The organism is Chryseobacterium sp. SG20098, assembly GCF_031844745.1.
GTDB lineage: Bacteria > Bacteroidota > Bacteroidia > Flavobacteriales > Weeksellaceae > Chryseobacterium > Chryseobacterium cucumeris.
In genome coordinates this window covers 283226-309560 of sequence record NZ_CP134622.1, presented here as the reverse complement: position 1 = coordinate 309560, position 26335 = coordinate 283226, and the positions used below count along the sequence as shown (strand labels likewise).

Here is a 26335-nt window from a genome sequence, read left to right as displayed (position 1 = left end):
TGTGTTTAAATTTTGTGTTTAAATAAAAAAAGAAATCCCGATGAAAAATCACCGGGACTATATTTTTAAAGCTAGGACAACTTATCAATTAGTTTCTTCTGCTCATCAGAATGCTTAGGATATACCAGAATAAAAGCATAATCGAAGCAAAAAGCTGCAATGCTGCACCTACATACTGATTCGTTCCATAGGAATCTTTTAATTTGCTTGTCTGATATAGAATGGTAGCTGACGCTAAAATCACCATTCCAACAGAAAACCACAACCCAAGGTTAAATCCGAAGATCATCCCTCCTACAATTAATCCAATGGAAATAAATCCACCGATTATAATGATATTTCTTAAGAAAGAAAAATCTCTTTTAGAAGTGAATGCTACTGCAGAAATACCTGCAAACATAGCAACAGTTAACGTCGCAGCCTGGAAGATCACATTCGCTCCACCTTCAATATTAGTAGCAATAAATAGCAGAGGCATAAAGATAATGGCTTCCAGCAGAATGTAAAATCCTAACCCTAAATATTGGGTAGATTTACTTTGTGAAAGGGACCATTTGGAAGCCAAAACAGAAGCCAACCAGAAAACTCCGATAATCAGCAGCCAGATATATCTCTGACTGAACATCATGGCAATCAATTCTACCGGAACAGTTTTTAATAATATCGTTTCAACTCCAATAAATGCAAGAATCGATAAAGCAACATGCAAATAGGTCTTCTTGTAAAAATTCGCCTTCTCCACATCCGAAGAATGAGCGACTAAAACATCTGTCATCATAGTTAATATTTTTTTGTTAATCGAAAATAAATTAAGTCTTATTTTGAAGGCAATACTCCAAGAATTTTTCCGTCATCCTCAAATACAGCGGTAATAACTTCCCTGGAAGATTCTCCTGCATATTTGTATTTAATACTCGGGTGATTGATTCCGTCCATTGTTTTATAATATCCGGCCTTTAAGACTTCAAGTTTTTTGTTGGGATCAATACCGTCTTTGACTTTCTTAAGCACATCATCCGTCACAATTTCCTTTACCTTCTCAGAAATCAATCCATCAATAGCCGTACGGTCTGAAGCCTGTAAAGCAACAATGAACTTCTGGAAGTTATCATTATACAAACTGACCTTTTCCTTACTTATAGTGGCCTGCACTTCCTTTTCAGGACTGTTTCCAACCTTTGCACCTGTTACTTTCTGTGCAAAAACCAGCTGTCCGCCCACAAGAGCAAGTCCCAGCAATAATTTTTTCATAGTATTCATTTTTGTTCTGGTGAAATAAGTGATGGAAGATACGAAAATCAGACCAGTTCTAAAAATTTCATTGTATCTACGTTATCTGCATAGGTATCCAGACCCGGATTTTGAGCTTCACCAAACGGAATAGCATTCAGTTCCAGCTCTCCTTTCGCCACTACACACTGAATATTTTCTTCATTTTCTGCAATAAAGCTTTTCACATCATCCAAGGATTCATATCTGCTGAAGTTGATTACAGAAAGCGGACTGAAAAGCTTATCATCCTCTTTCAGCATTACAAAATTATTATCCCAGAATTTATCCTGATTTAAAAGATAAACCGCTCTGTTATAATCATAATTGTTGGCATATTTATTATGATTGATAATATCCTGGAATCCTAAGAAGTTCTCAAACAGCCTGTCAATCACAAAATCCTGCGGAATAAAAATTCTCGTTACATTTCTGCATCCCAATCCAAAATACTGGAAAATATCTTTCGCCAGAAGCTGCAGTTCTTCATCCGTTTCATCTCCCTTCAACACCGCCACAGAAGTTCTGTTCTTACGGATAATATTTAAGTGATTTTTAAAATAATATTCCAGATATCTTGCTGTATTATTACTTCCGGTAGCAATAACGGCATCAAAATTCTCTAATTTTTCGACAAATTCAAAAACTACATTTTCATTGGAAAATTCATTCCACTTCTTTAATAAAAACGGAATCATATACTTATCCTTTGAAGACAGCTTAATGACAGGGATGTGATTGATTAAAACAACAGACATTACATCATGAAACCCTACCAAAGGGATATTTCCGGCTAAAATGAGTCCAACTCTTTTAGATATTTTAGAGATTGAATAATTTCCAAGCCAGTTTTTGATATTTTCTTCAGTCAGAAGATCTGTCCATTGCTGTAAAGCAAATTTCTGATTATCAATGGTAAACCACGGATTCTCTATTTCAGATCTTTTTAACAATAATTCGATATCAGCATCATCTTCATTGTGATCTTCCTGTTTCTTAGCTAAAAACGCTTTTATATAACTACTTAATTTAATAAGTCCTAAAACTTGATTTTCGGTATTCATAATTACTTTAAAATTGGGTAAAATTTTGTAATTTTGTGCAAATTTAAAAAAAATTAGCGATGGCTATTAAAATAACTGATGAATGCATTAACTGCGGGGCTTGCGAACCGGAATGTCCAAATAATGCAATATATGAAGGAGCTGTAGATTGGAAAGCTTCTGACGGTACGGCTCTTCAAGGTACGATTACGATGCCGTCGGGACTTACTGTAGATGCCAATTCACCGCAGGAACCTGTAAGTGATGATGTATACTTTATTGTAACAGACAAATGTACAGAGTGTAAAGGATTCCATGAAGAACCTCAGTGTGCAGCGGTATGCCCTGTAGACTGCTGTGTGCCTGATGAAGATCATGTAGAGTCTGAAGAAGCTCTTCTTAATAAAAAAGCATTCTTACACGGCGAATAAAAAATTCCGTCTCATCATCTGTGAGGCGGTTTTTTTAACCCAAAATCCAATTAAATCAAAATAAAGCAGAAGGATATCCAAGTCCCGAAGCACCCAAATAATAAAAATATGAACAAAAAGCACAACTTCAGCGCAGGACCATGTATTTTACCACAAGAGGTATTTGAAAAATCAGCACAGGCTATCCTTGACTTTAACGGTATTGGATTGTCTCTCCTTGAAATTTCGCACAGAAGCAAGGATTTCGTTGCGGTAATGGACGAAGCGCGTGCCATTGTAAAAAGATTGATGAATCTTGGTGATGATTATGAAGTACTTTATTTAGGAGGTGGTGCCAGCCTGCAGTTTGCAATGGTTCCTTACAACCTGATGAAAGTAGGAGGAAAAGCAGCTTACCTGGATACAGGAACATGGGCAGCCGGAGCTATTAAAGAAGCAAAAAAAGTAGGAACAGTGGATGTAGTAGGTTCTTCAAAAGAAGAAAACTATTCTTTTATTCCTAAAGGTTATACGGTAGGTGCAGAATACGATTATTTCCACTGTACTTCCAACAATACCATTTATGGAACTCAAATGAAATCTTTCCCTCAAGTGGATACACTGATGGTATGTGATATGAGTTCTGATATTTTCTCAAGACAACTGGATTTCTCTAAATTTGACCTTATCTATGCCGGAGCTCAGAAAAATATGGGGCCTGCCGGAGTTACTCTGGTGGTTATCAAAAAAGAAATTCTTGGTAAAACAGGAAGAGAAAACATGTTCTCTATCCTGGATTATTCTCAGCACATTGCTAAAGAATCTATGTACAATACTCCACCGGTATTCCCTGTATACGCTTCTTTACTTACCCTTCAGTACCTTGAAAGAAACGGAGGAATTGCTGCTGCAGAACAAAGAAACGAAGCTAAAGCCAAACTTTTATATGATGAAATCGACAACAATCCGTTATTCGAAACTTTCTGCGTAAAAGAAGACCGTTCACTCATGAATGCTTCCTTCAAAATTACAGACGAAAGCAAGAAAGAAGAATTTGACAATGCATGGAAAGCAGCAGGGATCAGCGGGTTAAACGGACACAGAAGCCTGGGCGGATACAGAGCTAGTTTATACAATGCCTTACCTATCGAAAGTGTACAGGTTTTGGTGGATGTAATGAAGTCAATAAAATAGCTTATATTAGGCGACCGAAAAATAGAAGGATATCAGACAAAGGATGTCAGATAACAGACCTCAAAATCTAACTTCTGACATCTTCAATCTAACATCATAAATAACTCATGAAAGTTTTAGCAAACGACGGAATTTCAAAAGCAGGAGAAAATACTCTAAAAGAAGCCGGAATTGAAATTCTGGACAATAGAGTGGCTCAGGATCACGTTATTAATTTTATCAACGATAATAATGTGGATGTTCTTCTGGTAAGAAGTGCAACGAAAGTAAGACAAGATCTGATTGATGCATGCCCGGGCCTTAAGATTATCGGAAGAGGCGGTATCGGAATGGACAATATTGATGTAGAATATGCCAAAAGTAAAGGCATCAAAGTAATCAATACACCTACAGCATCTTCAAAATCAGTGGCAGAACTGGTTTTTGGCCACTTTATTTCACTGGCGAGATTCCTTCACGAGTCCAACAGACTGATGCCATTGGAAGGAGAAACTCATTTCAACGCCATGAAAAAGTCATTCAGTAATGCGTATGAACTTTCAGGAAAAACATTAGGAGTAATCGGCTTTGGAAGCATTGGCCAGGAAGTTATAAAAATAGGAATTGCTTTAGGAATGAAAGTAACCGTTCTGACAAGAAGCCCGAAAACAGAAGTTCTTACACTGAACTTCTTCAACGGACAGTCTGTGAACTTTGAAATCACTTCCACCAATGATATGGATGCATTCCTTAAAGATGCAGATTTCATCAGTATCAATACGCCGAAAACGAATGAGTATATTATAGACACCCCTCAGTTTGAAAAAATGAAAGATGGAGTATATATTGTAAATACTGCAAGAGGAGGTGTCATCAACGAAGTGACCCTTATCGATTTTATCGAGTCAGGAAAAGTAGCCGGAGCGGCACTGGATGTTTTTGAAAACGAACCCAACCCGGAACTGCCTTTACTGATGAACCCCGCATTATCACTTTCCCCTCACGTAGGCGGCAGTACGGTGGATGCGCAAGAGAAAATCGGTATCGAACTTGCAGAACAAATTATTAAGCTACAAAAAGAAACTATAAGATAAATATGCCTGTTTTTAAACCTTTCCGTGGAATAAGACCTCATAGAGACTTTGAGAGTACTTTCCCTACCCATCCACTGGATAATTTCACCCAGGAAGAGATTGCGGAGAAAGCTCAAGTTGAAAATACTTACATCAATATGATTAAACCCTATGTTGTAAGTAAATCTAAAGATATTGACCGGAACCTGCGAAAGATCCGTTCCACCTTTGAAGAACTTCTGGAAGAAAAGAAATTGGTCCAGGACAATTCATCCTACTATCTTTATGAGCAGATCTATCCCAACAAACAGATGTTCAGAGGACTTCTGGGATTGGCAAGTATCGAAGATTTCTGGAATGGAAAAATCAAAAGACATGAAAGTACCATCCCGCAGAAAAAAGAAAAACTGGCTCACTACCTTGAAAAAGTAAACCTGCAGGCTGAACCTGTGCTTCTTACCTACCCTGCCAATTCAAAAATTGAATTGCTGATGAATCATGAGGAAAAAAATGTTCCTATCTTCAATCATGTAGATTCAATGGGTATCAGACATAAAATCTGGAGAATAGATAACCGTCTGAAGCTACAGCAATTTAAAGAAGTGATTGATCAGATTGATTCGTTTTATATTGCCGACGGACACCACAGAATTGGTTCCACAGCAATCAATGCAAAATACCATAAGGAGAAAAACAAGAAACATAATGGTACAGAGCATTACAACTTTGTATACAGTTTCATTGTTTCCAACCAGTCAATAAAGATTCATGATTACAATAGAATCTTACATGACCTGAATGGTATTTCTCCGGCAGATTTCCTCAAAGAACTTGAGAAATATTTCCTGATTCACGAAAAAGGAGAAGCATCATACTACCCTTCTCAAAAATTCCATATTTCAATGTATATGGATGGGAAGTTCTATTCTCTTCACGTGAAGCATGATCTTCGTTCCAAAGAAATGTCTCTGGATAATCTGGATCACCATCTTTTAGATAAGTATATTTTCAAAAACATTCTGAAAATTGAAGATCCGGACAGTTCTGAGCTTATTTCTTATGTGAAAGGAACATCCAATATCAATGGAATCAATCTTTTAAAAGAAAAGGTAGACAATGGTGAAGGTAAAGTTGGTTTTGGAATTTATCCTGTAAGTTTTAATGACATGATTAAAATTTCAGACTTAAAATTAAGTATGCCTCCGAAATGTACATTTATTGAGCCAAAATTAATTACTGCTTTATTAATGTACGACATGAAACCTTAATAAATTACTATTTTTTCCCTACTTTTATCAACGGAAAAGATAAGTAAATAAAAAATGAAAAAAATATTCATTATACTTCCACTCTTTTTGAGTGGATTTTTATTTTCTCAGAAAAAACCACTTAAAAACCCGACAAAAAAAGGTACTGTTGCCAAATTCAACTATCATGATGAATTCAGAAAAATTTCAGATGAAATTATGACTAACGGTACTGCTTATGATAATCTTGGAGAGCTCACCAAAAGAATTGGTCCACGTTTCAGTGCAACTCCAGGTTATACCAAAGCCGTAGAATGGGCAGAAAAAAAATTCAAGGAAATCGGGATTAATATGATCTGGAGACAGGAAGCTAAAGCACCAGTCTGGATCAGAGGAAAAGAATCTTTACAAATCAAAGCCGGAAATGGAGACTGGAAAAACATCAGAATGCTTTCTTTCGGAAATTCTGAAGGAACAGGCGGAAAAGATCTGGTGGGCGAAGTTGTTTTAATCAATTCCACATCAGAACTTAATGCCATGTCGCTAGGACAGTTAAAAGACAAAATAGTTTTTGTAAATGTTCCTATGGACCCGAGAGTTATCAATACAAGCGATTCTTATTTACAGGCTGCAAAATCAAAATTAATTTCTGCATCGGTAATTGCTAAAACAGGTGCAAAAGCATTAATTATAAGGTCACTGACCACCGCCAATGATGATACTCCTCATGCCAAAATGATCTATTACGAACCAGATGATAAAGTTAAAATTCCAGCTTTATCAATTGGTGTAAGATCTGCAGACGAATTGGAGAAAACCTTAAAGAAACAAAAAGTCACAGCTAAAATCAATATGACCGCCGAATCAAAAGGTGACACTACAAATCCCAATATCATTGCTGAAATTGGAGGTAAAAAAGATTCTAAAGTAATTGTTTTAGGTGCTCAGCTGGATTCGTGGGATATTGGTGAAGGTGCAGTAGATGATGGAACTGGCGTTGTGCAGTGCATCGAAGTGTTAAGAACACTCAAAGCACTTGGATATGAAAACAACCACACCATCCGTGTAGTTTTGTATGCCAACAGTGAAAACGGAGGGCAAGGTCGTGAGATGTATGCAGCATATGTAAAAAAGAAAGACGAAAAACACGTATTTGCCTTAGGAACTGATGCCGGAGGATATTCTCCCGTGGGTTTTCATTAGATATGTCCCCGCAGAGAAGAAGACTGGTTTATCCCTGGAAAGAATATTTTCTGCCTTATGGAGTCTATGATTTTGACCAGACAGAAGCCATTCAGGATATTTCGCCTTTGAAAAAACTGGATATTCCTTTAGCAGAGCTTGTGGTAGACACCCAGAGATATTTTGATTATCACCACTCCGAACAGGATACTTTTGACAAAGTAAATAAAAGAGAGCTTCTTCTTGGAGCTGTCGCCATAACACAGATGATTTTTATGGTTGATAAAAACTGGTAACAATGAAAAAGATAGCAGGAACTTTATTACTTCTTTTTGGAATGGCCGCATTTGGTCAGTCTAAAGAAGATTCTGTCCAGTTCAGAAAAATCTCCACAGAAATTCTGAACAACGGAAAAGGATACAATGAACTGAGAGAACTTACCAAAAACATAGGAAACCGTCTCAGCGGGTCAGAAGCGTATGAAAAATCAGTTCAGTGGGCGGCACAGAAACTTCGTGATGCCGGAGCTGACAAAGTATGGCTTCAGGAAGTGATGATTCCGGTTTGGGTAAGAGGAAAAGAATCATTACAGATTAAAACTTCTAATGGAAAATGGAAAAGTGTAAAAATGCTTTCCCTTGGAAATTCTGAAGGAACCGGAGGTAAAGATCTTTCCGGAGAAATCATCATGGTAAAATCACTGGAAGAATATGACAGACTTCCTGCTGAAAAAGTGAAAGATAAAATTGTGTTTTTCAACTATCCTTTTAGTCAGGAAAATGTACAGACATTCATTTCTTATCGTGATGCAAACCCCTACAGAAGAACTGCCGCTTCATTAACGGCTAAAAAAGGAGGGAAATTTGCCATCGTCAGGTCTCTTTCCTCTGCTTTTGATGATGTTCCGCACACAGGTAACATGCGCTATGACGAAGGTATTTCCAAAATACCAGCCATAACAATCGGAAATACATCAGCTGATGAACTTGAGGCATTATTAAAGAATCATCAGGTTACTGCTAAACTCAATTCCAGCTGTGGCATGAAAGGAGAAAAGCTTTCCCACTCAGTTATTGGTGAAATTACAGGTAAAAAAGACCAAAATATTATTGTTGTCGGCGGACATCTTGATTCCTGGGATGTAGGCGAAGGAGCCCATGATGACGGAGCCGGAATTGTGCAGAGCATTGAGGTATTAAGAACCTTTAAAAAATTAGGGATTCAGAATAATCATACGATCCGCACAGTTTGTTTTGCCAACGAAGAAAATGGAACAAAAGGCGGAAAACAATATGGTAAAGCCGCCAAAGAGAAGAACGAGAAACATATTTTCGCTATTGAATCCGATGCCGGAGGTTTTTCGCCACGCGGAATTTCCCTCGAAATGGATGAACCCCAAAGAAACCAGATCAAAAGCTGGGTACATCTGTTTTTGCCTTATGGCGTTTACAACTTTGAAGGAAAATATTCAGGGTCGGATATCGCCCCGCTTCACGAAATGGGAGTTCCCACAGCTGAACTGGTACCGGATCCGCAACGCTATTTTGATATTCACCATACCGAAGAAGACACATTTGAAAAAATCAACCGCAGAGAATTATTATTGGGTTCTACGGTAATGACACAACTTATTTATATGATTGACAAAAATTGGTAAACAATGAAAAAGATATTAGGAACTTCATTATTACTTTTTGGAATGGCTGCATTTGGCCAGTCTAAAGAAGATTCTGTACAGTTCAGAAAAATCTCTACAGAAATCCTGAACAACGGAAAAGGATATACAGAGCTTAGAGAGCTTACAAAAAATATAGGCCACCGCTTAAGCGGATCCGAAGCCTATGAAAAGTCTGTAAAATGGGCAGAACAGAAACTTCGTGATGCCGGAGCTGATAAAGTATGGCTTCAGGAAGTGATGATTCCTGTCTGGGAAAGAGGAAAAGAATCTCTGAACATCCAGACTCCCAACGGAAAATGGAAAACCCTTAAAATGCTTTCCCTTGGGAATTCTGAAGGAACAGGAGGAAAAGATGTTTCGGGAGAAATCATCATGGTAAAATCTATGGAAGAATATGACAGACTTCCTCCTGAAAAAGTGAAAGATAAAATCGTGTTCTTCAACTACCCTTTCAGCCAGTCATTTGTAGAGACTTTCAAAGCCTATGGTGATGCTGCAAAATACAGAACAACTGCTGCTTCTTTAACCGCTAAAAAAGGAGGCAAATTTGCCATCGTAAGATCACTGTCCTCTGCTTTTGATGATGTACCTCACACCGGAGCAATGCGTTATGAAGACAAAGTTTCCAAAATCCCTGCGGTAGCCATCGGAAGCACGACTGCAGATGAACTGGAAGCTTTACTGAAAAAACAGAAAGTTAATGCAAAACTAAACTCCAACTGCGGAATGAAAGGAGAAAAGCTCTCGCACTCTGTTATTGGAGAAATCACAGGTAAAAAAGACCAGAGTGTAATTGTTGTCGGTGGACACCTTGATTCCTGGGATGTAGGTGAAGGAGCCCACGATGACGGAGCCGGAATTGTACAAAGCATTGAGGTTTTAAGAACCTTTAAAAAGCTGGGTATTCAGAATAACCACACCATCAGGGTTGTTTGTTTCGCCAATGAAGAAAACGGAGTAAAAGGAGGAATCCAGTACGGTAAAACGGTAAAAGAGAAAAACGAAAAACATCTTTTTGCTATTGAAACAGATGCCGGAGGCTTTGCCCCGAGAGGTATTGCCCTGGATATGGATGATGCGAAAAGAAATCAGATTAAAAGCTGGTCGAATTTATTCCTTCCTTACGGAGTTTATAATTTTGAAGAGCGGTTTTCAGGAACAGACCTTTATCCGCTTCACGACATGGGAATTCCCGCTGCAGAGCTGATGCCGGATTCGCAGCGATATTTCAATATTCACCACACAGAAGAAGATACTTTTGAAAAGGTGAACCGAAGAGAGCTTTTATTGGGAGCCACCGCTTTGACTCAGATTATTTATATGATTGATAAAAACTGGTAAAATATGAAACCGTCTTTCTAAAGGCGGTTTTTTTATTTTAATAGTAGTGCATAATAAATTTCACAGTATTCCATTAGTGAAATTTGTGTGATTCTTAAAATTAAACACAAATTACACGAATGATTTCACGAATAACACGAATTCACTAATATCAATAGGAATGGGCAGTAATCCAGAGCGTAGACGAAGGAAGCTTGTTTTATACTTTATGGATACCTTTAAAACGGCTTTAGCCGAAAATTATAAGTATCCCACTGATTCCACAGATTGACACGGATCTTACCTATATTTATCTGTGTTATTTGTGAAAGAATATTTGTGTTACTTGCGGTTTTTAAAATTGAACACAAATTACACGAATGATTTCACCAATAACACGAATTGAATAGTTGATATTATGGGATGCGAATGATCTTAGCCACATTTTTTTTTAACTGTCTGTTGTATTTGCGAAATTTGTGCAGGAACATTTGAGTTATTCGTGATTTATTTTAAATACATAAAAATACTTCTCGTCCGTAATATTTTCTTCGTTCATTAGCATTAGCTTAAAAAAACAGAAAATTTTTCTATGTTTAAGGAAATAACAGAAGAAAAAACGCTTCACCACTGCCCTCATCAATCCCGTGAAACAAAGTGTTGATCGCAAAAACAGAACTTTGGCATGATATTAGCATGTAAAATATTGAGAAAAAATTAAAAAAACACTAAGGATGAGAAAAAAGGTTTTCTGTGGATTTTCAGTTTTTCCACTGATTCAAGTTCATATCTAGTATATGAATCCTTTTTTTTCTACGATGCCGTAAAAGATACGGGCTCGTGATCAATTAACCCCCGTTAGTTTTTCACTGCAGTTTTGCACCCGTATCTGACTGGTATCACAATAACCAGGAATCATTGATTGATTCAAAAAAAACAAAAATATCCCGGACTTTCAGCCCGGTATTGCGATATAAATAAATGGCAAAGTCATCGTGAACCTTAGCCCAGTAAAAGAATATATTCTTTTTACCGTGATGAGTGCGCCTTTATGCTATAAATTAATGTATAACCCTTAAAATGTTAGTAATGATGAGAGCCTTTTTTGAAATGATTTTTAAGAGAAATGAAGATGCTGCAAAATTGCATATATGGAGCCTAATGCTGGTGTTAAGTTTTGCTGCATTTTCTGTGTTGGTATACGCCTTAGAACCAAGCTTTAACAGCTTAATTATATACCTGACGGCATTTGCCGCTTATATCGGGTTTGGCCTTGTATTCATCAGTTCCTTAGCCGGAACGAGTATGAAGAAAAGATAACAGAACATATAACTTTCAATTTATTTTTACTGAAAAAACCGCCCCGTTTGGGGCGGTTTTTTGTTACCGTCTTACACCATATTATATCTTTCAGTATTTCCAAAAAAAGCCACTCCTTCCGGAGCAGCTTCCGATAACAAAGTTATCTTAACATCGTAAAAACTTATTCTTTAAACAGATCCTTCATCATTTCTTCAAGGATCTTCTTTGTTTCTTCTTCAATCATTTTCCCTGACTTTTCAACCAGTTCTTCTTTGAAAGGTTCACAGCAGGCTTTTATTCCAAAACCTTCATCTGTTTTTACAAATTCCGGATGCCTACTGTGTTCTTTGCATACTTCAGATTCTATTTCCTTCTTTATCTGGTCGTAATTCAGGTCAAACATATTTTTTTATTTTGTTCTTTTAAGTGCTTGATAAAGATAGAAGTAATAAATTCATACCGAAATCCGTATTTCTACGGTATTTTCAGGAAACAAAAAACCGTCTTTTTCGGGACGGTACGATTCAATGTAAAAATTATTGTTTATTCTTTAGAACTTATCCAGAATTTTCTTCGGTAAGATCTTCACCAGTTCTTTCTTATATTCCTTTTCAAGAATAACAAATTTCCATGCCTTTTTATCTTTTGAAATCGCACAGGCTTTCATAGCAGCGTTGATGAGATATGAACCTTCGCTGGCGACATATTTCACATTATTTGCTCCGTATTTGGCTGTCAAAGCACCGTTCATTTTCTTTTTCATATCATCATTTAATGAACTGACATTGCATTTCAGTTTCAAAAAATAAGGGGTAATAGAAAAATATTCCCCGGTTATGAGTTCAGGCTTTTCAATATTTCCAAACTTCAGATCTTCTACTTCAATTTTCATAAATGGATTATTGTAAGTCATATTCAAAATCTGGGTCATTTGCTCTTTTGACACTATGGTGAAGAATTTTGGATATATGCCGCTTACCGCCTGATCTATCTGTTTGGATTAAATGCTGTTGACAAAATAAGTAAGTGATTTTTTTATCGCTGGATCGTCAGGATTAGTCTTAGTCTGTGAAAAAGTCTTCATTGCCAGCAGAACGAACAGAAACAGAAGTGATTGGGTTTTCATGGCTGAATGGTTATTATAAAGTTTAAAATTACTTTTACTGGAAAACGGTTAATCTTTCCATATCGTAAAATGTGTCGTAACCTGTATGCCAATCGTTACAGAATGTATTTGAGGCCAATAAAAAAGCCATCCTTTCGGACAGCTTTTGATACTATTTTGAAGATTCAATTATTTTACTTTTACAAGCTCAACATCGAAAACCAACCATGAGTTTGGCGGGATCACTCCTCCTGCTCCTCTTTCTCCGTAAGCCATTGCAGGCGGGATCAATAATGTAGCAGTTTCACCTTCTTTCAATAACAGGATACCTTCATCCCATCCTTTGATTACTCTTCCCATTCCGATTGGAATTTCGATAGGTTCGTTTCTCTTGAATGAAGAATCAAACTCAGTTCCGTCTACCAGTTTACCTGCATAGTGTACAGATACATTGTCACCAGCTTTTGGCGCTTTACCGTCAGCTGTTTTTGTAATTTTATAGTAAAGGCCTGATTCAGTTTTTTGCATACCAGCTTTCAGGTTTTCAACCAATTTCTCCTGGTTAGCTTTGAATTCTTCTTCTCTTTTTTTCTTTTCAGCTTCTTCTTTAGCGATGAAAGCTTTATTGTTTTCTGCGATTTTAGCTTTTCCTTCATTGAAAGTTTTAGCTGCATCGTAATGCTTGTATTCGTCACCTTTGCTGAAAACAGAAACTTTTTCTAAAACGATATCTGTTTTAGGTTTGTCCTGAGCTCCTTTTTCAACGTTCGCAATCGCATCAATTACCTCATTTCCTTTTACCACTTTTCCGAAGATTGTATGTCTTCCATCTAACCAAGGTGTAGCTACTTCAGTAATAAAGAATTGAGAACCGTTGGTATTTGGTCCTGAATTCGCCATAGAAAGAATACCTTTCCCTGTGTGTTTAAGGTCGTTTCTTTCGTCTTCGAATTTATACCCAGGATCTCCCATTCCTGTTCCCTGAGGATCACCTCCCTGGATCATGAAATCTTTGATTACTCTGTGGAAAATAGTTCCGTCATAGTAAGGAACTCCTTTAGCCTTAGCTTTGTTATCGATTTTCCCTTCTGCAAGACCGATAAAGTTGGCTACAGTTACTGGTGCTTTCTTGTCCTCAAACTTCACAATCAGGTTACCTTTTGTGGTTTGAAGATTGGCATAAAGTCCGTCATTAAGACCTTCGTAAGTTTCTTTGTCTACGTTCATTTTTTTATAAATTGGGGTACAACTCATCAGCGAAATACTTGCCGCTGCCAGAATTATATTCTTGTTAAACAATTTCATGTATTTATAAAGCTTTTAATTTTATGATTAATGGAATGTCGTTGTCTATTTTCTTTTCGTCTCCGTATGTTCCGTAGGCCAAAGAAGACGGTACCAAAAGTGTTACTTCCTCTCCATCATGTATAAAACGCAAAGCGTTCTCCACTGCTCTCAGTTCATCAAAGTGTCCGAATCTGGCATCTCTTCTCTCAAAAGGCTGATCGTAGATTTTCGTCTGATCAAAATCATACAGATCATAAGAATAGGAAATTGTTGTTTCATCCTTCCTTCTTTCTCTTTGATCATAGCCTTCTACCGTTACCCAATAATTAAGCTGCGTTGGATAATACTTCACAGACTGACTGCTGATCCAATCCTGAATCTGCCCTCTTTCTATGACATTTAGATTTTTCATCCTGTTCTTAGAAACATCCAGATCTTTCTGGCTTAAAACCCCACCTACAGGGGGATGTGCCGTCTGTGCGTTTCTGTTACAGCTCAACAGGCTTATGGCTGATATGAAGAGTATTTTTTTCATAAACTTTTGCGAAAATACAAATTTCGGGAATCAATTACAAAACTTGACACAGAAATATGTGAATGTTGTAACGCATTGATCTTAGCCAAAAACTCTTCGTCCATTTTACGTGAATAGGCATATATGAAAAAGCCGGGAAAAACCCGGCTTTCATATCGTTATATCAATAGTATTATACTGTTTCCAATACGTGATCTACCATTACTCTCCATCCGAACGGATCTTCAGACAAGTTGGTTTGTAAATCTACCAAATCTTTTTTAAGGATAGCCGCATAGCTTTCTTCATCAGATAATCTCGGAAGCGAAAGTTTTTCTCCCTGATATCCTAAAGCCTGGAATTGAGTGGTTACTACTGCTGTACCTACTCCCCATACTTCTTTAAGTTCACCGTTCTTTAAAGCTTCGATTACAGTTTTTACCGCAATCGGTTCAATTTTCACTTCGATACCTCTTTTCTTCGCTAACTGGATGAAGCTGTCTCTTGTTACTCCGTCAAGGATTTTCTCAGATGTTGGCGGTGTATAGATCGTATCGTTGATTCTGACAAACACGTTCATTGTACCACTCTCTTCGAAATATTCGTGTGTAGCATCATCCGTCCAGATGATTTGCTCATACCCTTCTTCAATGGCCAACTGCGTAGGATAGAAAGAAGCCGCATAGTTACCTGCAGCCTTTGCAGAACCTACCCCTCCGTTTGCCGCTCTTGAATAGTGATCAGAGATCTTTACAGATACCGGTTCTGAATAATAACTCTGTGCCGGTGTTGCAACGATGGCAAACATATATTTATTAGCAACTCTTGCTTTCAAAGCTTCCTCTGTAGCAAAAATCAAAGGTCTGATATAAAGCGACATTCCTTCCCCCTGTGGAATCCACTCTCTGTCAATATCTACCAAAGCTTTCAATCCGTCTAAAAACATTTCTTCAGTCACTTCCGGCATAGCAAGACGTTTCGCTGACTTGTTGATACGTTCAAAATTCTTTTCAGGCCTGAAAAGGAAAACCTGCCCGTCTTTGTCTTTATAGGCTTTCATACCTTCAAAACAAGCTTGTCCGTAGTTTACTCCCATCATAGCAGGCGTAAATGGAATCGGACCGTAAGGAACTAATTTTACATCACCCCATTTTCCGTTTTCATACTCACAAATGATCATATGATCGATGAAAGTACTACCAAATGAAAAATTGTTAGGGTCAAATGTAGAAATTCTGGAGTTTTCAGTTTTTTGAATTATCATTTTTTAAAATTTTTACGATGTTCTACAAATTTAACATAATTTTCTAAATATAAAAATTTTAGAGTAAATTTGACAAAAAATTAGCTTGAAAAGAGAGATTAAGACCACAAACGACGGAAGTAAAACATTGTTTATCAATGATTTAAACGAGAACTACCATTCTCATCACGGAGCCCTGCAGGAAGCCGAACACGTGTTTATCAAAAATGGACTGAATTTAATAAATGATTGCGAAATTAATATTTTAGAACTCGGTTTTGGAACAGGTTTGAATGTTTTGGTAACAATTAATGAATATTTAAAAACTGACAAAAATCATGTCATCAATTATTTTTCGCTCGAAAAATACCCCATAAATGAATCCGAAGTTAAGGATTTGGCTTACTTTGAACTTTTTGATAACCCAGAGTTTAAAAAAATTTATCAGAAAATTCATCTGGCAGATTGGGAAAAATCAGTAGAAATCATTAGTGGATTCAATTTAAAAAAGATAGAATGTGACTTTTTCGACCTGAAAGACATTGATCTGCCTAAAATTAATCTTGTTTACTTTGACTGTTTTGGAGCCAGAGTACAGCCAGACCTTTGGGAAAAGCCATTATTTGAACTCGTAGCTGACAAAATGGCCATTAACGGATTATTAACCACCTACTCTTCTAAAGGCAGTGTAAGAAGAATCCTTCAGGAACTGAATTTCAAGGTGGAGAAAAAACAGGGACCTCCGGGAAAAAGAGAGATGATTAATGCAATTAAATTGTAGAATGGAAGCTTGAGGAAGGAAGTTGAACGTTTACAGCCGAATGTTTGATTTTTTACTTTAAAATAATAATCAATATATAAAATACGTTGATTCAATATTATTGGAAATAGATAGTATTAAACTTCCAGCTTCACGCTTCCAACTTCCGGCTTTTTCCAACAAAATTCCTTACATTAGCTATAAAATATTATACATTATATATATGATAGACAAGATCAACATTAGAGTGTATGCGTGTGCGGTAAAAGATAAAAAAGTTCTGACTTTATTTGAAGAATATGCCGGCGAACCTTTAATGAAATTTCCGGGTGGTGGATTGGAATACGGTGAAGGAGTTCTTGAATGTCTGCACCGTGAGTTTGATGAAGAACTGAATGTGAAAATCAATGTGCTGGAACATTTCTATACTCAGGAAAATTTTCTGGTATCGCGTTTCAGAGAAAACGAACAGCTTCTTACCATATATTATATAGTAGATATCGTTAACGAGGAAGACTTTATTATTCTGGATCCCTGTATTGAAAAAACAGAATGGATTGATATCGACACACCGGACAATCCTTTTCCTCTTCCAATAGATAAAATTGTATTTGACAAATTAAAAGAAAAATTCCTGTAAGCATTCTTACAGGAATTTATATTATTTCTTTACTTTAAAATCATTAGCTCCGGGATAAGGCTGCAGATAACCTGAGTTCCAGTTGGACTGCAGTAATGACTCTATAAATTCATCACTTCTGTTGGTGTGAGGATCATAACGCTCTTTCAAATCAATATCAGCCATTTTTCCTTTTACATTCCACCAGAAAGCACTCCATCCACCTCTTAATTCTTTGATAATCTCAAATACATTTTTTCCGGTTGCCCTGTTCATCAGTTTTGCAAAAACCTGTCCTTCGGTAGTCGTAAGATCTCTCAATTGTTTTTCATATTGGTCAGCCAGTATATTCTGTCTTTCTCTTACAAACTTTCTTTTGGCTTTGCTGTCCAGATCATTCATATCTTTCTGGATATCTCTGTACTGCTGCAATGCAGTCACAAATAACGGATATACCCTGTACAGCTTTTTGTTGAGAAAATAATAGTAATTCTTATCCAGCTGGTTATTAAATCTCGGTTTATTCACTAAAACCAACTCATCCAATACGACTACAGGCTCTCCATTGATTTCATACACCTTAATCTTCTGCTGTTCATCATAATAATATTTATTACCAAATTCATCCACTTTCAGAGATTCAGGCGGGTACTGATTGAGTGGTTTCGCCACTATCCCATCCTTCTGACCGAAAACACTTACTCCAAAAAAGAGAATAAAAAGGCAGATAATCTTACTAAAATTCATTATTTTTACACTTATAAGAAGAAAAATTAAACGCAAAAATCATTCCTTTTTATGAAATTTGAAAAGAAATCTTTGAAATTTTTAGAGAAATATTTAAACACATCATCTCCAACAGGTTACGAACATAAAGGTCAGGAAGTCTGGATGGACTACATCAGACCTTACGTAGATAAAATTGAAGTAGACCATTACGGAACCTGCTATGGGATCATCAATCCGGAAGCTGAATTCAAAGTAGTGATTGAAGCACACGCTGATGAGATATCATGGTATGTCAATTATATTACAGATGACGGATTGATCTACGTCATCCGAAACGGAGGTTCTGATCAGACGATTGCTCCTTCAAAAGTTGTCCATATTCATGGTGAAAACGGAATTGTAAAAGGGGTATTCGGATGGCCGGCTATTCATACAAGAACCAATCAGAATGAGCCTACGCCTAAAATTGAAAATATCTTCATCGACTGTGGTGCGACTTCTAAAAAAGAAGTGGAAGAAATGGGAATTTTTGTAGGTTGTATGATCACCTACCCGGATGAATTCTTTGAAATGAATGACAGATATTTTGTCTGCAGAGCCCTGGATAACAGAATCGGCGGTTTCATGATTGCTGAAGTAGCCAGACTTTTAAAAGAAAATAAGAAATCAATTCCATTTGGACTTTATATTACCAATTCTGTACAGGAAGAAGTAGGTTTATACGGAGCAGACATGATTGCTGATACCATCAAACCGAATATTGCTATCGTTACTGACGTTACCCATGATACTACCACTCCAATGATTGAAAAGAAAAAAGAAGGAGATCAGAAATGTGGTGCCGGGCCGGTAGTATTCTTCGCACCAAGTGTTCACCACACCATCAGAGAATTAATTATTGACACCGCAAAGACCAAGAAAATACCATTCCAGAGAGCTGCAGCCAGCAGAGCAACCGGAACTGATACAGACGCTTTTGCCCACTCTAACGGCGGCGTACCAAGTGCTTTAATTTCCTTACCTTTGCGTTATATGCATACTACAGTAGAAATGGTATCTAAGGAGGATGTAGGTAATGTCATCAAACTTATCTATGAAACAGTTCTTAAGATCAAGCCGGAAATGAAACTGAAGTATCATTAATATAAATGAAAAACGTCTTTTATCATCTGATCCGGAAACCAACTTTTATATCGGTTTTAACAGCTGTCTTTTTTAGTTACATCATCTTTTTAACTGTATATAAAATATTTGATCCTCCCAAAATAGGGTCGGCATACAATATGATTCTTGAGATGTTGTTAATTGTGAGCGTTGTACCTTTAGGATTATTTATAATTGACAGGTTATTGGTTATTAAAATTAATCATATCAAATTAACAATCATAGAAACTATTATATTCGGGTGTTTTTCCCTGTATTATTTTTTAGTTGTTAATCCATTTTAAAGAAAGAAATCTAAGTAAAAGTATAAAAAGTAAAAATGAAAACGAAGCTTATTGCTCCATCCCTATTATCGGCAGACTTTGGGAATCTGCAAAGAGACATTGAAATGCTGAATAATTCTCAGGCCGACTGGTTCCACATTGATGTCATGGACGGAAGATTTGTGCCTAACATTTCTTTTGGTTTCCCGGTAATGAAAACCGTTCAGCAGCATGCTAAAAAATTTGTGGATGTTCACCTGATGATCGTGGAACCTGAAAAATATGTTGATGAATTCATCAATCATGGTGCTGATCTTGTTTCTGTTCATTATGAAGCATGTACCCACCTTCACAGAACCATTCACCATATTCAAAGCAAAGGAGCAAAAGCAGGTGTTGTTTTAAATCCTTCTACTCCGGTATTAATGCTTGAAGATATTATTGCAGATGTAGATCTTGTATTGTTAATGAGCGTAAATCCGGGATTCGGAGGGCAGAAGTTCATCGAAAATACTTACAAAAAGATTGCAGAAACCAAGGATCTAATCTTAAGTAACAACTCTACAGCACTTATCGAGGTAGACGGAGGAGTAAATCTTGACAACGCTTCTAAATTATTTGAAGCCGGAGCTGATGTTCTTGTGGCAGGAAATGCTGTTTTCTCAGCGGAAAGTCCGGAAAGAACCATTGAACTTTTAAAGATATAAAAGAATCAAAATAATAAACAAAAGGCAGCCATTGGCTGCCTTTTCTCTTGTTTGGAAATTTAAGTCGTCTTGGTTATAATCTTTTTTTCAACTTATTTGAAAATGTTTAAAACTATCTTGCTAACAACACAAAGATCTGAATAAAACCAGACGTACACATCGGTAGAAATACGTAATTTAATAGTAGGTATTTTCACTTAATCCATTATAATTCTTTATTCCAGACACAGGCACAGACCACAAAAATGATCGAAATAACTGAAAAGACCGTTCTGATATTATTCAGAAAATTCCATCTGTTTTCAAAATTTTCCCGCATCTGCCTGATCGTTTCTGCTGTAGAATTAGAGATATCAAACTTATCTAAGGCATCATTCATAGGAACATTTCCGGCAACAGTGACTCCGAAAACGCCAATCAGATAGGCAAGTGTGGCCAACAGAAGACAAATAAAAACATTCTGCTGCCCTCGGAGCAAAAATGTAGATAGGGGAAGAAGAACCACCGTTCCCATAAAACTCATAAAGAATACAGGGTTAAGAATTTCGCGGTTAATGCTCTGCATCGCCTTTAGGTATTCGGTGTCGGAAAGCTTTCCTAATCCAAGCACAACTGAGCACGAATAAGCATAGAAAAGTCCTCCTATCAGAGCAGTGAGGACAGCGGTAATGATCAATACTAATGTTGTCATTTTCATATATTTTGATTTTGGTTATCAGAGAATAGAATTAGTAAGGATTCCATTTTTTAATGATATTCTGAGCGGTAAGGATCATTTCAGCGTCCCAGTTTTCAGTTTTAAAATAGTGAAAATCCAGATCTTTAATGTTTTCAACATTTGCATTCTCATAAAGAAGTCGGGTAAGCCTTGATTGCTCTTCATATAAAAGCAAATCTTCCAGAGGTTTAGCGGGAAGTTTAATTTCTTCTTTACACCAACCGTTTTGTTGCTTTAATTTCAGGTCTGAAGTTTCAATGATTGTTCTGACTTTAGTAAAATCTTCCATAAAACTATTCCTTTTCTCTTCCGTTTTTAAAGTGTGCCCAAGTCTTTCAATGACAATATATTCAAGATTTGGACATTTTTTCATCACAGAGGGCAACACAGAAAGGATATCTTTAGGAATAACATCATCATGGGTATCCCTTCTCACCTGCTTTTTTCTATAAACACTATCCTGCCAGCTTCCTCCGGAAAGATGAATTTCTTTTACCTTATCCAGGGGATACAAATCAATGATCTGCTGCATCTCTAATTCGAAATTACAGGATTGGCAGTAAATATTATGAAGATCAAGAATCAGAAAACCATTAGTATCTTCCGTGAGTTTGTCAAGAAAAACGCCTTGTTCTTTAACATCTTCAATAGAAAATGAAAATGCCAGATTTTCTATCCCTACAGGAATATTTACAGCATCCTGAAGTCTGTATAATCTGTCTTTTCCTATTTGTAAAATTTTGGAATGTAAAGATACCGGTAATGGTACTCCCTGATGAAAATTCTCAGTATTCATGAAACCAAAATGTTCCGTGATATGATTGTATTTGCGCAGGCTGACTTCTTCTTTTAATTTCTTCAGCCATTCTTCCTGCCTTGCCGTCCATCTCGCATCAAATAAAGAATAATATACTCCATGCCCTATTAAACGGTTATTTTCCGCGTAAAAATTCAACAGATCCCGAAGCCAGTCCGGCTCATTGGTATGATAAAGAGTATCAAAAGACCATTCCATCACTTCAATGGAATTGTTGTGCAACAATGGCAAAATAGCAGAAACAAAATCCGGTTCCGCCATCATGGATACTCCTACTATTGGCTTTCTCATTTTCTATCCCATTCCACAAGCCGGACAGCCATGTCCACGAAGTACAAGTGTATCTTTTTTAACAACCGGTTTGGGTGTTCCCGGTTTTTTCTTTTCAACCGTATCCGTAGAAGTCGCTTTCTTTACTTTTTTAACAGGCTTTTTTGTTTTAGCTTCAGGTTTAGTCGTCTGTGCAGATACTCCTACCGCTAATAAACTCGCCATCAATAATGCTGGAATTTTCATAATTTCTTTTTTTCAGATAAATTTTACAATAAACGTTCCATTTATAAAAATACAATAATAAGAAACGTTTTGACAACAATTATCAGTAAATATCAGAAACTATGCTATACTATAATGTTTTCTTTATCTATATTTAATGTTAAAATAAATCTATATATGAAAAGCAGTCTGATTAAAGCTGTTTTCCTTGGATTGATACTATCTGCACATAGTATCGATGCACAGGTTCAGACAGTTGATAACAGCAAAAAAATGGAATGGTTCAGCAATGCAAAACTGGGTATTTTTATTCATTGGGGAATTTATTCTGTCAACGGAATCTCAGAGTCCTGGTCATTCTTCAATAATTATATTAACCATGAAAATTATATGAAACAGCTGAATGGTTTTTCAGCTTCAAAATACCAGCCCGAGCAATGGGTAAACCTCATTAAGGAATCCGGGGCAAAATATGCGATCATTACCACAAAACATCATGACGGAGTTTCACTATGGAATTCAGGAGCGGAAAAGGCAACAACTATCCCTCAAAATTCTTTGGCTAAAAAAGATGTTCTAAGTCCTTTTGTTTCTGCTCTGAAAAAATCAGGATTAAAAACAGGACTCTATTTTTCGTTACCGGATTGGAGCCATCCGTATTATGATATCAATACCCGGACAAAAAAACGCTACGAACTCAAAAATGATCCAAAGCGCTGGCAGAATTTTATCAGCTATTACCAAGGTCAGCTCAATGAGCTTTCTACCCTATATTTACCGGATCTTCTTTGGTTCGATGGAGACTGGGAACATACTTCCGAAGAATGGGAAGCCGCTCAGACCCTGGATTTACTTAAAAAATACAATTCTAATATTATCATTAATTCAAGGCTTAATCATCACGGAGACTATGATACTCCTGAGCAAGGCATTCCTGTTATTCCACCCCAAAATCCATACTGGGAGCTTTGTTACACCATGAATGATTCATGGGGATATCAGCCTTTTGATAAAAATTATAAAACCTCCAATATGATTGTCAGAACCCTGGCAGATGTGATCAGCATGGGCGGAAATCTTCTGCTTGACATTGGTCCGAGATCAGATGGTACAATTCCTGAGGAACAAATTGAGATTCTTAAAAATCTTGGTCGATGGACTTCCAAAAATCAACATGCCATTTATGAAACAACCCGCGGAATTCCGTTTGAAAACTATAAAGGAAAATCTTCACTGTCTACATCAAAGAAGTCTTTATTCCTCTATCTTGAAGAGGCTAAAAACCTGACAAAAATTTATGGAGTGCTAACAAAACCTCTTTCAGTAAAGATCATCGGAGATCTATCCGCTGTTGTTACAATGGATTATAACGCTGAAAAAACACTGACACTGAATTTCTCCAAAGTAAAATTTGACAAGGATGTCACTGTGGCAGAACTTACTTTTGAAACTCCTCCAGCATTTTTGAACGATTTTAAGAAGGAAAAACATTCTCTTCCCGAAATACTGGAAAACAAAAATACCCAGGAAGCCGTCTATGATATCGCCAATGCTTTAAACTATGATCAGAATTTAGTTACCCATGAAGGCCTTACTCAAGATGGCCTTGACATGAAGATAAAAAAAACGTCTAAAACAAATCCGGAAACCATAGAATGGATAAGCAAGCATGCTGAAGCTTTGTTTGAAACAGGCAAAGGCCTTCCGGCTGGCCATTACCCGGGAATGAGCGCTTTATCAAAAGACAGGCAGACACTATATCTTTTTGTGGAAGGAGTTCCTACGGGATCTATTGCTCTGAAAGGAATAAAAAATGAGATTGCCAGAATAAGAGTTGTGGGTGAAGGCACTATTCTTCCTCATACGATCTATAATAAACTGTACTGGAGTGACAGACCGGGAATTATTTATATTGACGTTCCAAAGGAAAAACTTGACAAGCAAATGACCGTCATTGCTGTTTTGCTGAATAAACCTCTGGAACTCTATAGAGAAAATGTGGGAGCAATTGAAAACAATCTTTAGTACCTGAAAGATCGATTTATATAAAAACAAAATCCGGAGAAATTCTCCGGATTTTTTATTTTGTAAGATGATTTTCTTAGAAAATCTCTCTTCCTGAAAAATGGAACTGAGCTTCGATTAATGCATTCTCGTCAGAATCTGAACCGTGAACAGCATTTTCTCCGATGCTTCTTGCAAACATTTTTCTGATTGTACCTTCTGCAGCTTCTGCAGGGTTAGTAGCACCGATTAATGTTCTGAAGTCTTCAACTGCATTGTCTTTTTCTAAAACTGCTGCAACGATAGGACCAGAGCTCATGAATTCTACTAATTCTCCATAAAATGGTCTCTCAGCATGTACTTCATAGAATTTTTTTGCATCAGCAACTGTAAGCTGAGTTAATTTTAAAGCTTTGATCTTAAAACCTCCTTCAGCAATCTTACCCAATATAGCACCGATATGTCCGTCAGCAACTGCATCAGGCTTAATCATAGTGAATGTAATGTTAGACATAAATGTATATTTTTTTAATGGCGCAAAATTACAAAAAATATCTTTGATTTTTATTTTAATTTTTTTTTAACATAAAAATAACTTTTATTAAGAAATTGTAACACAAACTTTGGCACAGTAATTGTTTATTCTATTGCGATTCTCATGTTTAATTTGAGTTTTCATGGTTATTAGTTTTTACCCAGCTTCGGCTGGGTTTTTTATTTGCAAAAAATGAAGGTATTTTTTATTAATTATGTAATTTTTTAATTAATATTTAATCATATTTAACGATTTTCTTCTTTTAAGTGCAATTGGTGAAATAATTTTATTTTTTGAAAATCCAATCTCATGGTGGTCAGAAATATGACAAAAGTGGAGTTATCTGCCAAAATTGTAAAATTGAAAAGTAGAGTTATTTAAAAACGAATATTTTTTTCATTTAAAAATCAAAAAAATAAATTACAAAAAATAAAATCCATCAAATACATTAAACTAATCTTAAAAAAAATAATATCAGTAAATATTCTTCTTTAACAGCATAAGCAAGTGTTCCCCTTGTCAAGGTTTCAAACCTTAACAAGGGTGTCATTTCGACAAAATAGTTTAAAGCAGAAAAAGAGCCCCTCTAATGATAGCCTCTATATTAATTTGTAACAAAATTTGTTCTGTTAAATAAAGATTGTATTGATTATTTCTGAGAAGCTTCTTCTGCCTCGTCCATCAATTTAATGTAAGTAGCATAGCGCGAATGCTGAATTTCTCCTGTTTCAAGAGCATCGATAACAGCACATTTAGGTTCATTGATGTGAAGGCAGTTGTGAAATTTACATTCTTCTCTCTTTTTGAAAATTTCAGGAAAGTAATGCTGTACTTCTTCTTTTTCAATATCAATCATTGCAAATTCACGAACTCCGGGAGTATCGATAACGTTTCCTCCAAAATCCCAGAAATGCATCTGGGCGAAAGTTGTGGTGTGCTTACCTTTCAGGTGGGTATCTGAAATTTCAGAAGTTTTTAAATTCAATCCCGGCTGTAAAGCATTCACTAAGGTAGATTTTCCACAACCTGAGTGGCCAAAGAATACGGAAGTTTTATCTTTAAGAATCTCCTGAAGCTGGTCCAGATTCAATTTAGAATAGGAAGAAATTTCCAGGGTATCATATCCAATCTCCTGATATAGGAATTCAATATCTTTTACAATTTCAATTTCTTCTTCGTGCAATACATCAATCTTATTAAAAAGAATCAATGGGGTAATATTATAGGCTTCACAGCATGCCAGAAACCTGTCCAGAAATCCTAATGAGGTTTCAGGATGTTTCAGGGTAAAGATAAAGCATGCCAAATCAATATTGGAAGCTATAATATGGGCTTCTTTTGAAAGATTTACCGATTTTCTGATCAGATAATTGGAGCGAGGTTCAATTTTTGTGATCCAGGCTATATCATCCTGTTCCAGCTGAAACTCAACAAAATCTCCTACAGCAAGTGGATTAGTAAGTCTGGTTTTTATTAATTTGAATTTCCCCCGGATTCGGGCCTCGAAAATTTTATTTGTTTCCAATTCCAAAACCTGGTACCAACTGCCTGTAGATTTAATGATTTTTCCTTTCATAGATAATACTGGTACAAATATACGCAATTAGGGCTTAGTATTCAGGAAATAGGTTTAAAAACACATGTTTCAATTGCCCTAAATACTGATGACTAAGCCCTG

General features: G+C 36.5%; 29 protein-coding genes. 14 read left to right on the top strand and 15 right to left on the bottom strand.

The window, feature by feature from the left end:
* Positions 1-88 precede the first annotated feature (88 nt).
* Genes RHP76_RS01425 through RHP76_RS01415 form a run of 3 tightly spaced genes read right to left on the bottom strand, consistent with a single transcriptional unit; the run spans position 89 to position 2333 of the window.
* Positions 89-778, bottom strand: a complete 690-nt coding sequence (locus RHP76_RS01425; protein WP_311229303.1) for a Bax inhibitor-1/YccA family protein — start codon at positions 776-778, stop codon at positions 89-91.
* A 38-nt stretch (positions 779-816) separates the two neighbouring features.
* Positions 817-1251: a peptidylprolyl isomerase gene (locus RHP76_RS01420; RefSeq protein ID WP_228432307.1), complete on the bottom strand. Its 435-nt coding sequence runs from the start codon at positions 1249-1251 to the stop codon at positions 817-819.
* A gap of 47 nt (positions 1252-1298) precedes the next feature.
* Positions 1299-2333, bottom strand: coding sequence for an acyl-CoA reductase (locus tag RHP76_RS01415; protein ID WP_120230845.1), 1035 nt, complete (start codon positions 2331-2333; stop codon positions 1299-1301).
* Positions 2334-2392: 59 nt separating this feature from the next.
* Here RHP76_RS01415 and RHP76_RS01410 point away from each other — a divergent pair, with 59 nt between their 5' ends.
* The 9 genes from RHP76_RS01410 to RHP76_RS01370 all read left to right on the top strand — a co-directional run bounded on the left by RHP76_RS01410 (position 2393) and on the right by RHP76_RS01370 (position 11715).
* Positions 2393-2743 carry a 4Fe-4S binding protein gene (locus tag RHP76_RS01410; RefSeq protein ID WP_034698512.1) on the top strand — a complete coding sequence of 117 codons (351 nt, stop codon included), beginning with the start codon at positions 2393-2395 and terminating at the stop codon, positions 2741-2743.
* A gap of 108 nt (positions 2744-2851) precedes the next feature.
* Positions 2852-3916: a 3-phosphoserine/phosphohydroxythreonine transaminase gene (gene serC, locus RHP76_RS01405; RefSeq protein WP_311229302.1), complete on the top strand. Its 1065-nt coding sequence runs from the start codon at positions 2852-2854 to the stop codon at positions 3914-3916.
* A gap of 107 nt (positions 3917-4023) precedes the next feature.
* Positions 4024-4989, top strand: a complete 966-nt coding sequence (locus RHP76_RS01400) for a D-2-hydroxyacid dehydrogenase (protein WP_120230843.1) — start codon at positions 4024-4026, stop codon at positions 4987-4989.
* Positions 4990-4991: 2 nt separating this feature from the next.
* On the top strand, positions 4992-6236 hold the full coding sequence (locus RHP76_RS01395) for a DUF1015 domain-containing protein (protein WP_123278449.1): 1245 nt from the start codon (positions 4992-4994) through the stop codon (positions 6234-6236).
* Between the two features lie 54 nt (positions 6237-6290).
* Positions 6291-7418: a M28 family peptidase gene (locus tag RHP76_RS01390; RefSeq protein ID WP_311229301.1), complete on the top strand. Its 1128-nt coding sequence runs from the start codon at positions 6291-6293 to the stop codon at positions 7416-7418.
* Between the two features lie 2 nt (positions 7419-7420).
* Positions 7421-7693: a zinc-binding metallopeptidase family protein gene (locus tag RHP76_RS01385; protein ID WP_311229300.1), complete on the top strand. Its 273-nt coding sequence runs from the start codon at positions 7421-7423 to the stop codon at positions 7691-7693.
* Positions 7694-7695: 2 nt separating this feature from the next.
* The gene (locus RHP76_RS01380) at positions 7696-9054 is read left to right on the top strand and encodes a M20/M25/M40 family metallo-hydrolase (RefSeq protein WP_311229299.1); all 1359 of its coding nucleotides are present in this window, start codon (positions 7696-7698) and stop codon (positions 9052-9054) included.
* Positions 9055-9057: 3 nt separating this feature from the next.
* Entirely contained in the window at positions 9058-10416 is a 1359-nt protein-coding gene (locus RHP76_RS01375) for a M20/M25/M40 family metallo-hydrolase (protein ID WP_311229298.1), read from the top strand.
* A gap of 1068 nt (positions 10417-11484) precedes the next feature.
* Positions 11485-11715, top strand: a complete 231-nt coding sequence (locus RHP76_RS01370; RefSeq protein WP_147367550.1) for a hypothetical protein — start codon at positions 11485-11487, stop codon at positions 11713-11715.
* Between the two features lie 163 nt (positions 11716-11878).
* Here RHP76_RS01370 and RHP76_RS01365 read toward each other — a convergent pair whose 3' ends face one another.
* The 6 genes from RHP76_RS01365 to RHP76_RS01340 form a co-directional block, all read right to left on the bottom strand.
* The gene (locus RHP76_RS01365; protein WP_120230836.1) at positions 11879-12100 is read right to left on the bottom strand and encodes a hypothetical protein; all 222 of its coding nucleotides are present in this window, start codon (positions 12098-12100) and stop codon (positions 11879-11881) included.
* A gap of 147 nt (positions 12101-12247) precedes the next feature.
* A complete protein-coding gene (locus RHP76_RS01360; protein WP_311229297.1) occupies positions 12248-12589 on the bottom strand; it encodes a hypothetical protein in 342 nt (113 codons plus the stop codon).
* A gap of 108 nt (positions 12590-12697) precedes the next feature.
* The gene (locus RHP76_RS01355) at positions 12698-12823 is read right to left on the bottom strand and encodes a hypothetical protein (protein ID WP_311229296.1); all 126 of its coding nucleotides are present in this window, start codon (positions 12821-12823) and stop codon (positions 12698-12700) included.
* A 168-nt stretch (positions 12824-12991) separates the two neighbouring features.
* On the bottom strand, positions 12992-14029 hold the full coding sequence (locus tag RHP76_RS01350; RefSeq protein ID WP_228406592.1) for a peptidylprolyl isomerase: 1038 nt from the start codon (positions 14027-14029) through the stop codon (positions 12992-12994).
* Between the two features lie 82 nt (positions 14030-14111).
* A complete protein-coding gene (locus RHP76_RS01345) occupies positions 14112-14624 on the bottom strand; it encodes an FKBP-type peptidyl-prolyl cis-trans isomerase (RefSeq protein ID WP_062670348.1) in 513 nt (170 codons plus the stop codon).
* Between the two features lie 172 nt (positions 14625-14796).
* The gene (locus tag RHP76_RS01340) at positions 14797-15867 is read right to left on the bottom strand and encodes a branched-chain amino acid aminotransferase (protein ID WP_062670350.1); all 1071 of its coding nucleotides are present in this window, start codon (positions 15865-15867) and stop codon (positions 14797-14799) included.
* An 85-nt stretch (positions 15868-15952) separates the two neighbouring features.
* Here RHP76_RS01340 and mnmD point away from each other — a divergent pair, with 85 nt between their 5' ends.
* Entirely contained in the window at positions 15953-16627 is a 675-nt protein-coding gene (gene mnmD / locus RHP76_RS01335) for a tRNA (5-methylaminomethyl-2-thiouridine)(34)-methyltransferase MnmC2 (protein WP_311229295.1), read from the top strand.
* Positions 16628-16829: 202 nt separating this feature from the next.
* Positions 16830-17246: an NUDIX domain-containing protein gene (locus RHP76_RS01330; protein WP_311229294.1), complete on the top strand. Its 417-nt coding sequence runs from the start codon at positions 16830-16832 to the stop codon at positions 17244-17246.
* 21 nt (positions 17247-17267) lie between these two features.
* Here RHP76_RS01330 and RHP76_RS01325 read toward each other — a convergent pair whose 3' ends face one another.
* Entirely contained in the window at positions 17268-17972 is a 705-nt protein-coding gene (locus tag RHP76_RS01325; protein WP_062670356.1) for a DUF4294 domain-containing protein, read from the bottom strand.
* Between the two features lie 51 nt (positions 17973-18023).
* Between RHP76_RS01325 and RHP76_RS01320 the strand changes: the two genes are divergently transcribed.
* Positions 18024-19097 carry a chryseobasin maturation metalloprotease ChrP gene (locus RHP76_RS01320; protein ID WP_062670358.1) on the top strand — a complete coding sequence of 358 codons (1074 nt, stop codon included), beginning with the start codon at positions 18024-18026 and terminating at the stop codon, positions 19095-19097.
* A gap of 340 nt (positions 19098-19437) precedes the next feature.
* Positions 19438-20088 (top strand): ribulose-phosphate 3-epimerase, encoded by a 651-nt coding sequence (gene rpe, locus RHP76_RS01315; protein ID WP_034698534.1) that lies wholly within the window; start codon positions 19438-19440, stop codon positions 20086-20088.
* 205 nt (positions 20089-20293) lie between these two features.
* On the opposite strand, the gene RHP76_RS01310 is transcribed toward rpe, so the two are convergent.
* The 3 genes from RHP76_RS01310 to RHP76_RS01300 are packed head-to-tail and all read right to left on the bottom strand — an operon-like array spanning position 20294 to position 22139.
* Positions 20294-20779, bottom strand: a complete 486-nt coding sequence (locus tag RHP76_RS01310; RefSeq protein ID WP_311229293.1) for a chryseobasin maturation helper ChrI — start codon at positions 20777-20779, stop codon at positions 20294-20296.
* 37 nt (positions 20780-20816) lie between these two features.
* Positions 20817-21914 (bottom strand): MNIO family chryseobactin maturase, encoded by a 1098-nt coding sequence (locus tag RHP76_RS01305; protein ID WP_311229292.1) that lies wholly within the window; start codon positions 21912-21914, stop codon positions 20817-20819.
* A gap of 3 nt (positions 21915-21917) precedes the next feature.
* Positions 21918-22139 carry an MNIO class RiPP chryseobasin precursor ChrA gene (locus RHP76_RS01300; RefSeq protein WP_062670362.1) on the bottom strand — a complete coding sequence of 74 codons (222 nt, stop codon included), beginning with the start codon at positions 22137-22139 and terminating at the stop codon, positions 21918-21920.
* Positions 22140-22295: 156 nt separating this feature from the next.
* Here RHP76_RS01300 and RHP76_RS01295 point away from each other — a divergent pair, with 156 nt between their 5' ends.
* Positions 22296-24143, top strand: a complete 1848-nt coding sequence (locus tag RHP76_RS01295; RefSeq protein ID WP_311229291.1) for an alpha-L-fucosidase — start codon at positions 22296-22298, stop codon at positions 24141-24143.
* A gap of 76 nt (positions 24144-24219) precedes the next feature.
* On the opposite strand, the gene RHP76_RS01290 is transcribed toward RHP76_RS01295, so the two are convergent.
* Both RHP76_RS01290 and rsgA read right to left on the bottom strand, forming a co-directional pair.
* Positions 24220-24636, bottom strand: a complete 417-nt coding sequence (locus RHP76_RS01290; protein ID WP_034687444.1) for a nucleoside-diphosphate kinase — start codon at positions 24634-24636, stop codon at positions 24220-24222.
* A gap of 670 nt (positions 24637-25306) precedes the next feature.
* Positions 25307-26233: a ribosome small subunit-dependent GTPase A gene (rsgA, locus tag RHP76_RS01285; protein WP_062670366.1), complete on the bottom strand. Its 927-nt coding sequence runs from the start codon at positions 26231-26233 to the stop codon at positions 25307-25309.
* Positions 26234-26335 lie beyond the last annotated feature (102 nt).

Bases quoted from the DNA above. Each gene is read 5' to 3' on its own strand.
- RHP76_RS01390 (WP_311229301.1), top strand. From the start codon at position 6,291: ATGAAAAAAATATTCATTATACTTCCACTCTTTTTGAGTGGATTTTTA.
- RHP76_RS01395 (WP_123278449.1), top strand. From the start codon at position 4,992: ATGCCTGTTTTTAAACCTTTCCGTGGAATAAGACCTCATAGAGACTTT.
- RHP76_RS01305 (WP_311229292.1), bottom strand. From the start codon at position 21,914: ATGAGAAAGCCAATAGTAGGAGTATCCATGATGGCGGAACCGGATTTT.
- RHP76_RS01380 (WP_311229299.1), top strand. From the start codon at position 7,696: ATGAAAAAGATAGCAGGAACTTTATTACTTCTTTTTGGAATGGCCGCA.
- RHP76_RS01350 (WP_228406592.1), bottom strand. From the start codon at position 14,029: ATGAACGTAGACAAAGAAACTTACGAAGGTCTTAATGACGGACTTTAT.
- RHP76_RS01290 (WP_034687444.1), bottom strand. From the start codon at position 24,636: ATGTCTAACATTACATTCACTATGATTAAGCCTGATGCAGTTGCTGAC.
- RHP76_RS01295 (WP_311229291.1), top strand. From the start codon at position 22,296: ATGAAAAGCAGTCTGATTAAAGCTGTTTTCCTTGGATTGATACTATCT.
- RHP76_RS01365 (WP_120230836.1), bottom strand. From the start codon at position 12,100: ATGTTTGACCTGAATTACGACCAGATAAAGAAGGAAATAGAATCTGAA.
- RHP76_RS01340 (WP_062670350.1), bottom strand. From the start codon at position 15,867: ATGATAATTCAAAAAACTGAAAACTCCAGAATTTCTACATTTGACCCT.
- RHP76_RS01325 (WP_062670356.1), bottom strand. From the start codon at position 17,972: ATGAATTTTAGTAAGATTATCTGCCTTTTTATTCTCTTTTTTGGAGTA.
- RHP76_RS01310 (WP_311229293.1), bottom strand. From the start codon at position 20,779: ATGACAACATTAGTATTGATCATTACCGCTGTCCTCACTGCTCTGATA.
- RHP76_RS01360 (WP_311229297.1), bottom strand. From the start codon at position 12,589: ATGAAAATTGAAGTAGAAGATCTGAAGTTTGGAAATATTGAAAAGCCT.
- RHP76_RS01345 (WP_062670348.1), bottom strand. From the start codon at position 14,624: ATGAAAAAAATACTCTTCATATCAGCCATAAGCCTGTTGAGCTGTAAC.
- RHP76_RS01385 (WP_311229300.1), top strand. From the start codon at position 7,421: ATGTCCCCGCAGAGAAGAAGACTGGTTTATCCCTGGAAAGAATATTTT.
- RHP76_RS01400 (WP_120230843.1), top strand. From the start codon at position 4,024: ATGAAAGTTTTAGCAAACGACGGAATTTCAAAAGCAGGAGAAAATACT.
- RHP76_RS01420 (WP_228432307.1), bottom strand. From the start codon at position 1,251: ATGAAAAAATTATTGCTGGGACTTGCTCTTGTGGGCGGACAGCTGGTT.
- rsgA (WP_062670366.1), bottom strand. From the start codon at position 26,233: ATGAAAGGAAAAATCATTAAATCTACAGGCAGTTGGTACCAGGTTTTG.
- RHP76_RS01370 (WP_147367550.1), top strand. From the start codon at position 11,485: ATGATGAGAGCCTTTTTTGAAATGATTTTTAAGAGAAATGAAGATGCT.
- rpe (WP_034698534.1), top strand. From the start codon at position 19,438: ATGAAAACGAAGCTTATTGCTCCATCCCTATTATCGGCAGACTTTGGG.
- RHP76_RS01375 (WP_311229298.1), top strand. From the start codon at position 9,058: ATGAAAAAGATATTAGGAACTTCATTATTACTTTTTGGAATGGCTGCA.
- RHP76_RS01415 (WP_120230845.1), bottom strand. From the start codon at position 2,333: ATGAATACCGAAAATCAAGTTTTAGGACTTATTAAATTAAGTAGTTAT.
- RHP76_RS01425 (WP_311229303.1), bottom strand. From the start codon at position 778: ATGATGACAGATGTTTTAGTCGCTCATTCTTCGGATGTGGAGAAGGCG.
- RHP76_RS01320 (WP_062670358.1), top strand. From the start codon at position 18,024: ATGAAATTTGAAAAGAAATCTTTGAAATTTTTAGAGAAATATTTAAAC.
- RHP76_RS01410 (WP_034698512.1), top strand. From the start codon at position 2,393: ATGGCTATTAAAATAACTGATGAATGCATTAACTGCGGGGCTTGCGAA.
- serC (WP_311229302.1), top strand. From the start codon at position 2,852: ATGAACAAAAAGCACAACTTCAGCGCAGGACCATGTATTTTACCACAA.
- RHP76_RS01330 (WP_311229294.1), top strand. From the start codon at position 16,830: ATGATAGACAAGATCAACATTAGAGTGTATGCGTGTGCGGTAAAAGAT.
- RHP76_RS01355 (WP_311229296.1), bottom strand. From the start codon at position 12,823: ATGAAAACCCAATCACTTCTGTTTCTGTTCGTTCTGCTGGCAATGAAG.
- RHP76_RS01300 (WP_062670362.1), bottom strand. From the start codon at position 22,139: ATGAAAATTCCAGCATTATTGATGGCGAGTTTATTAGCGGTAGGAGTA.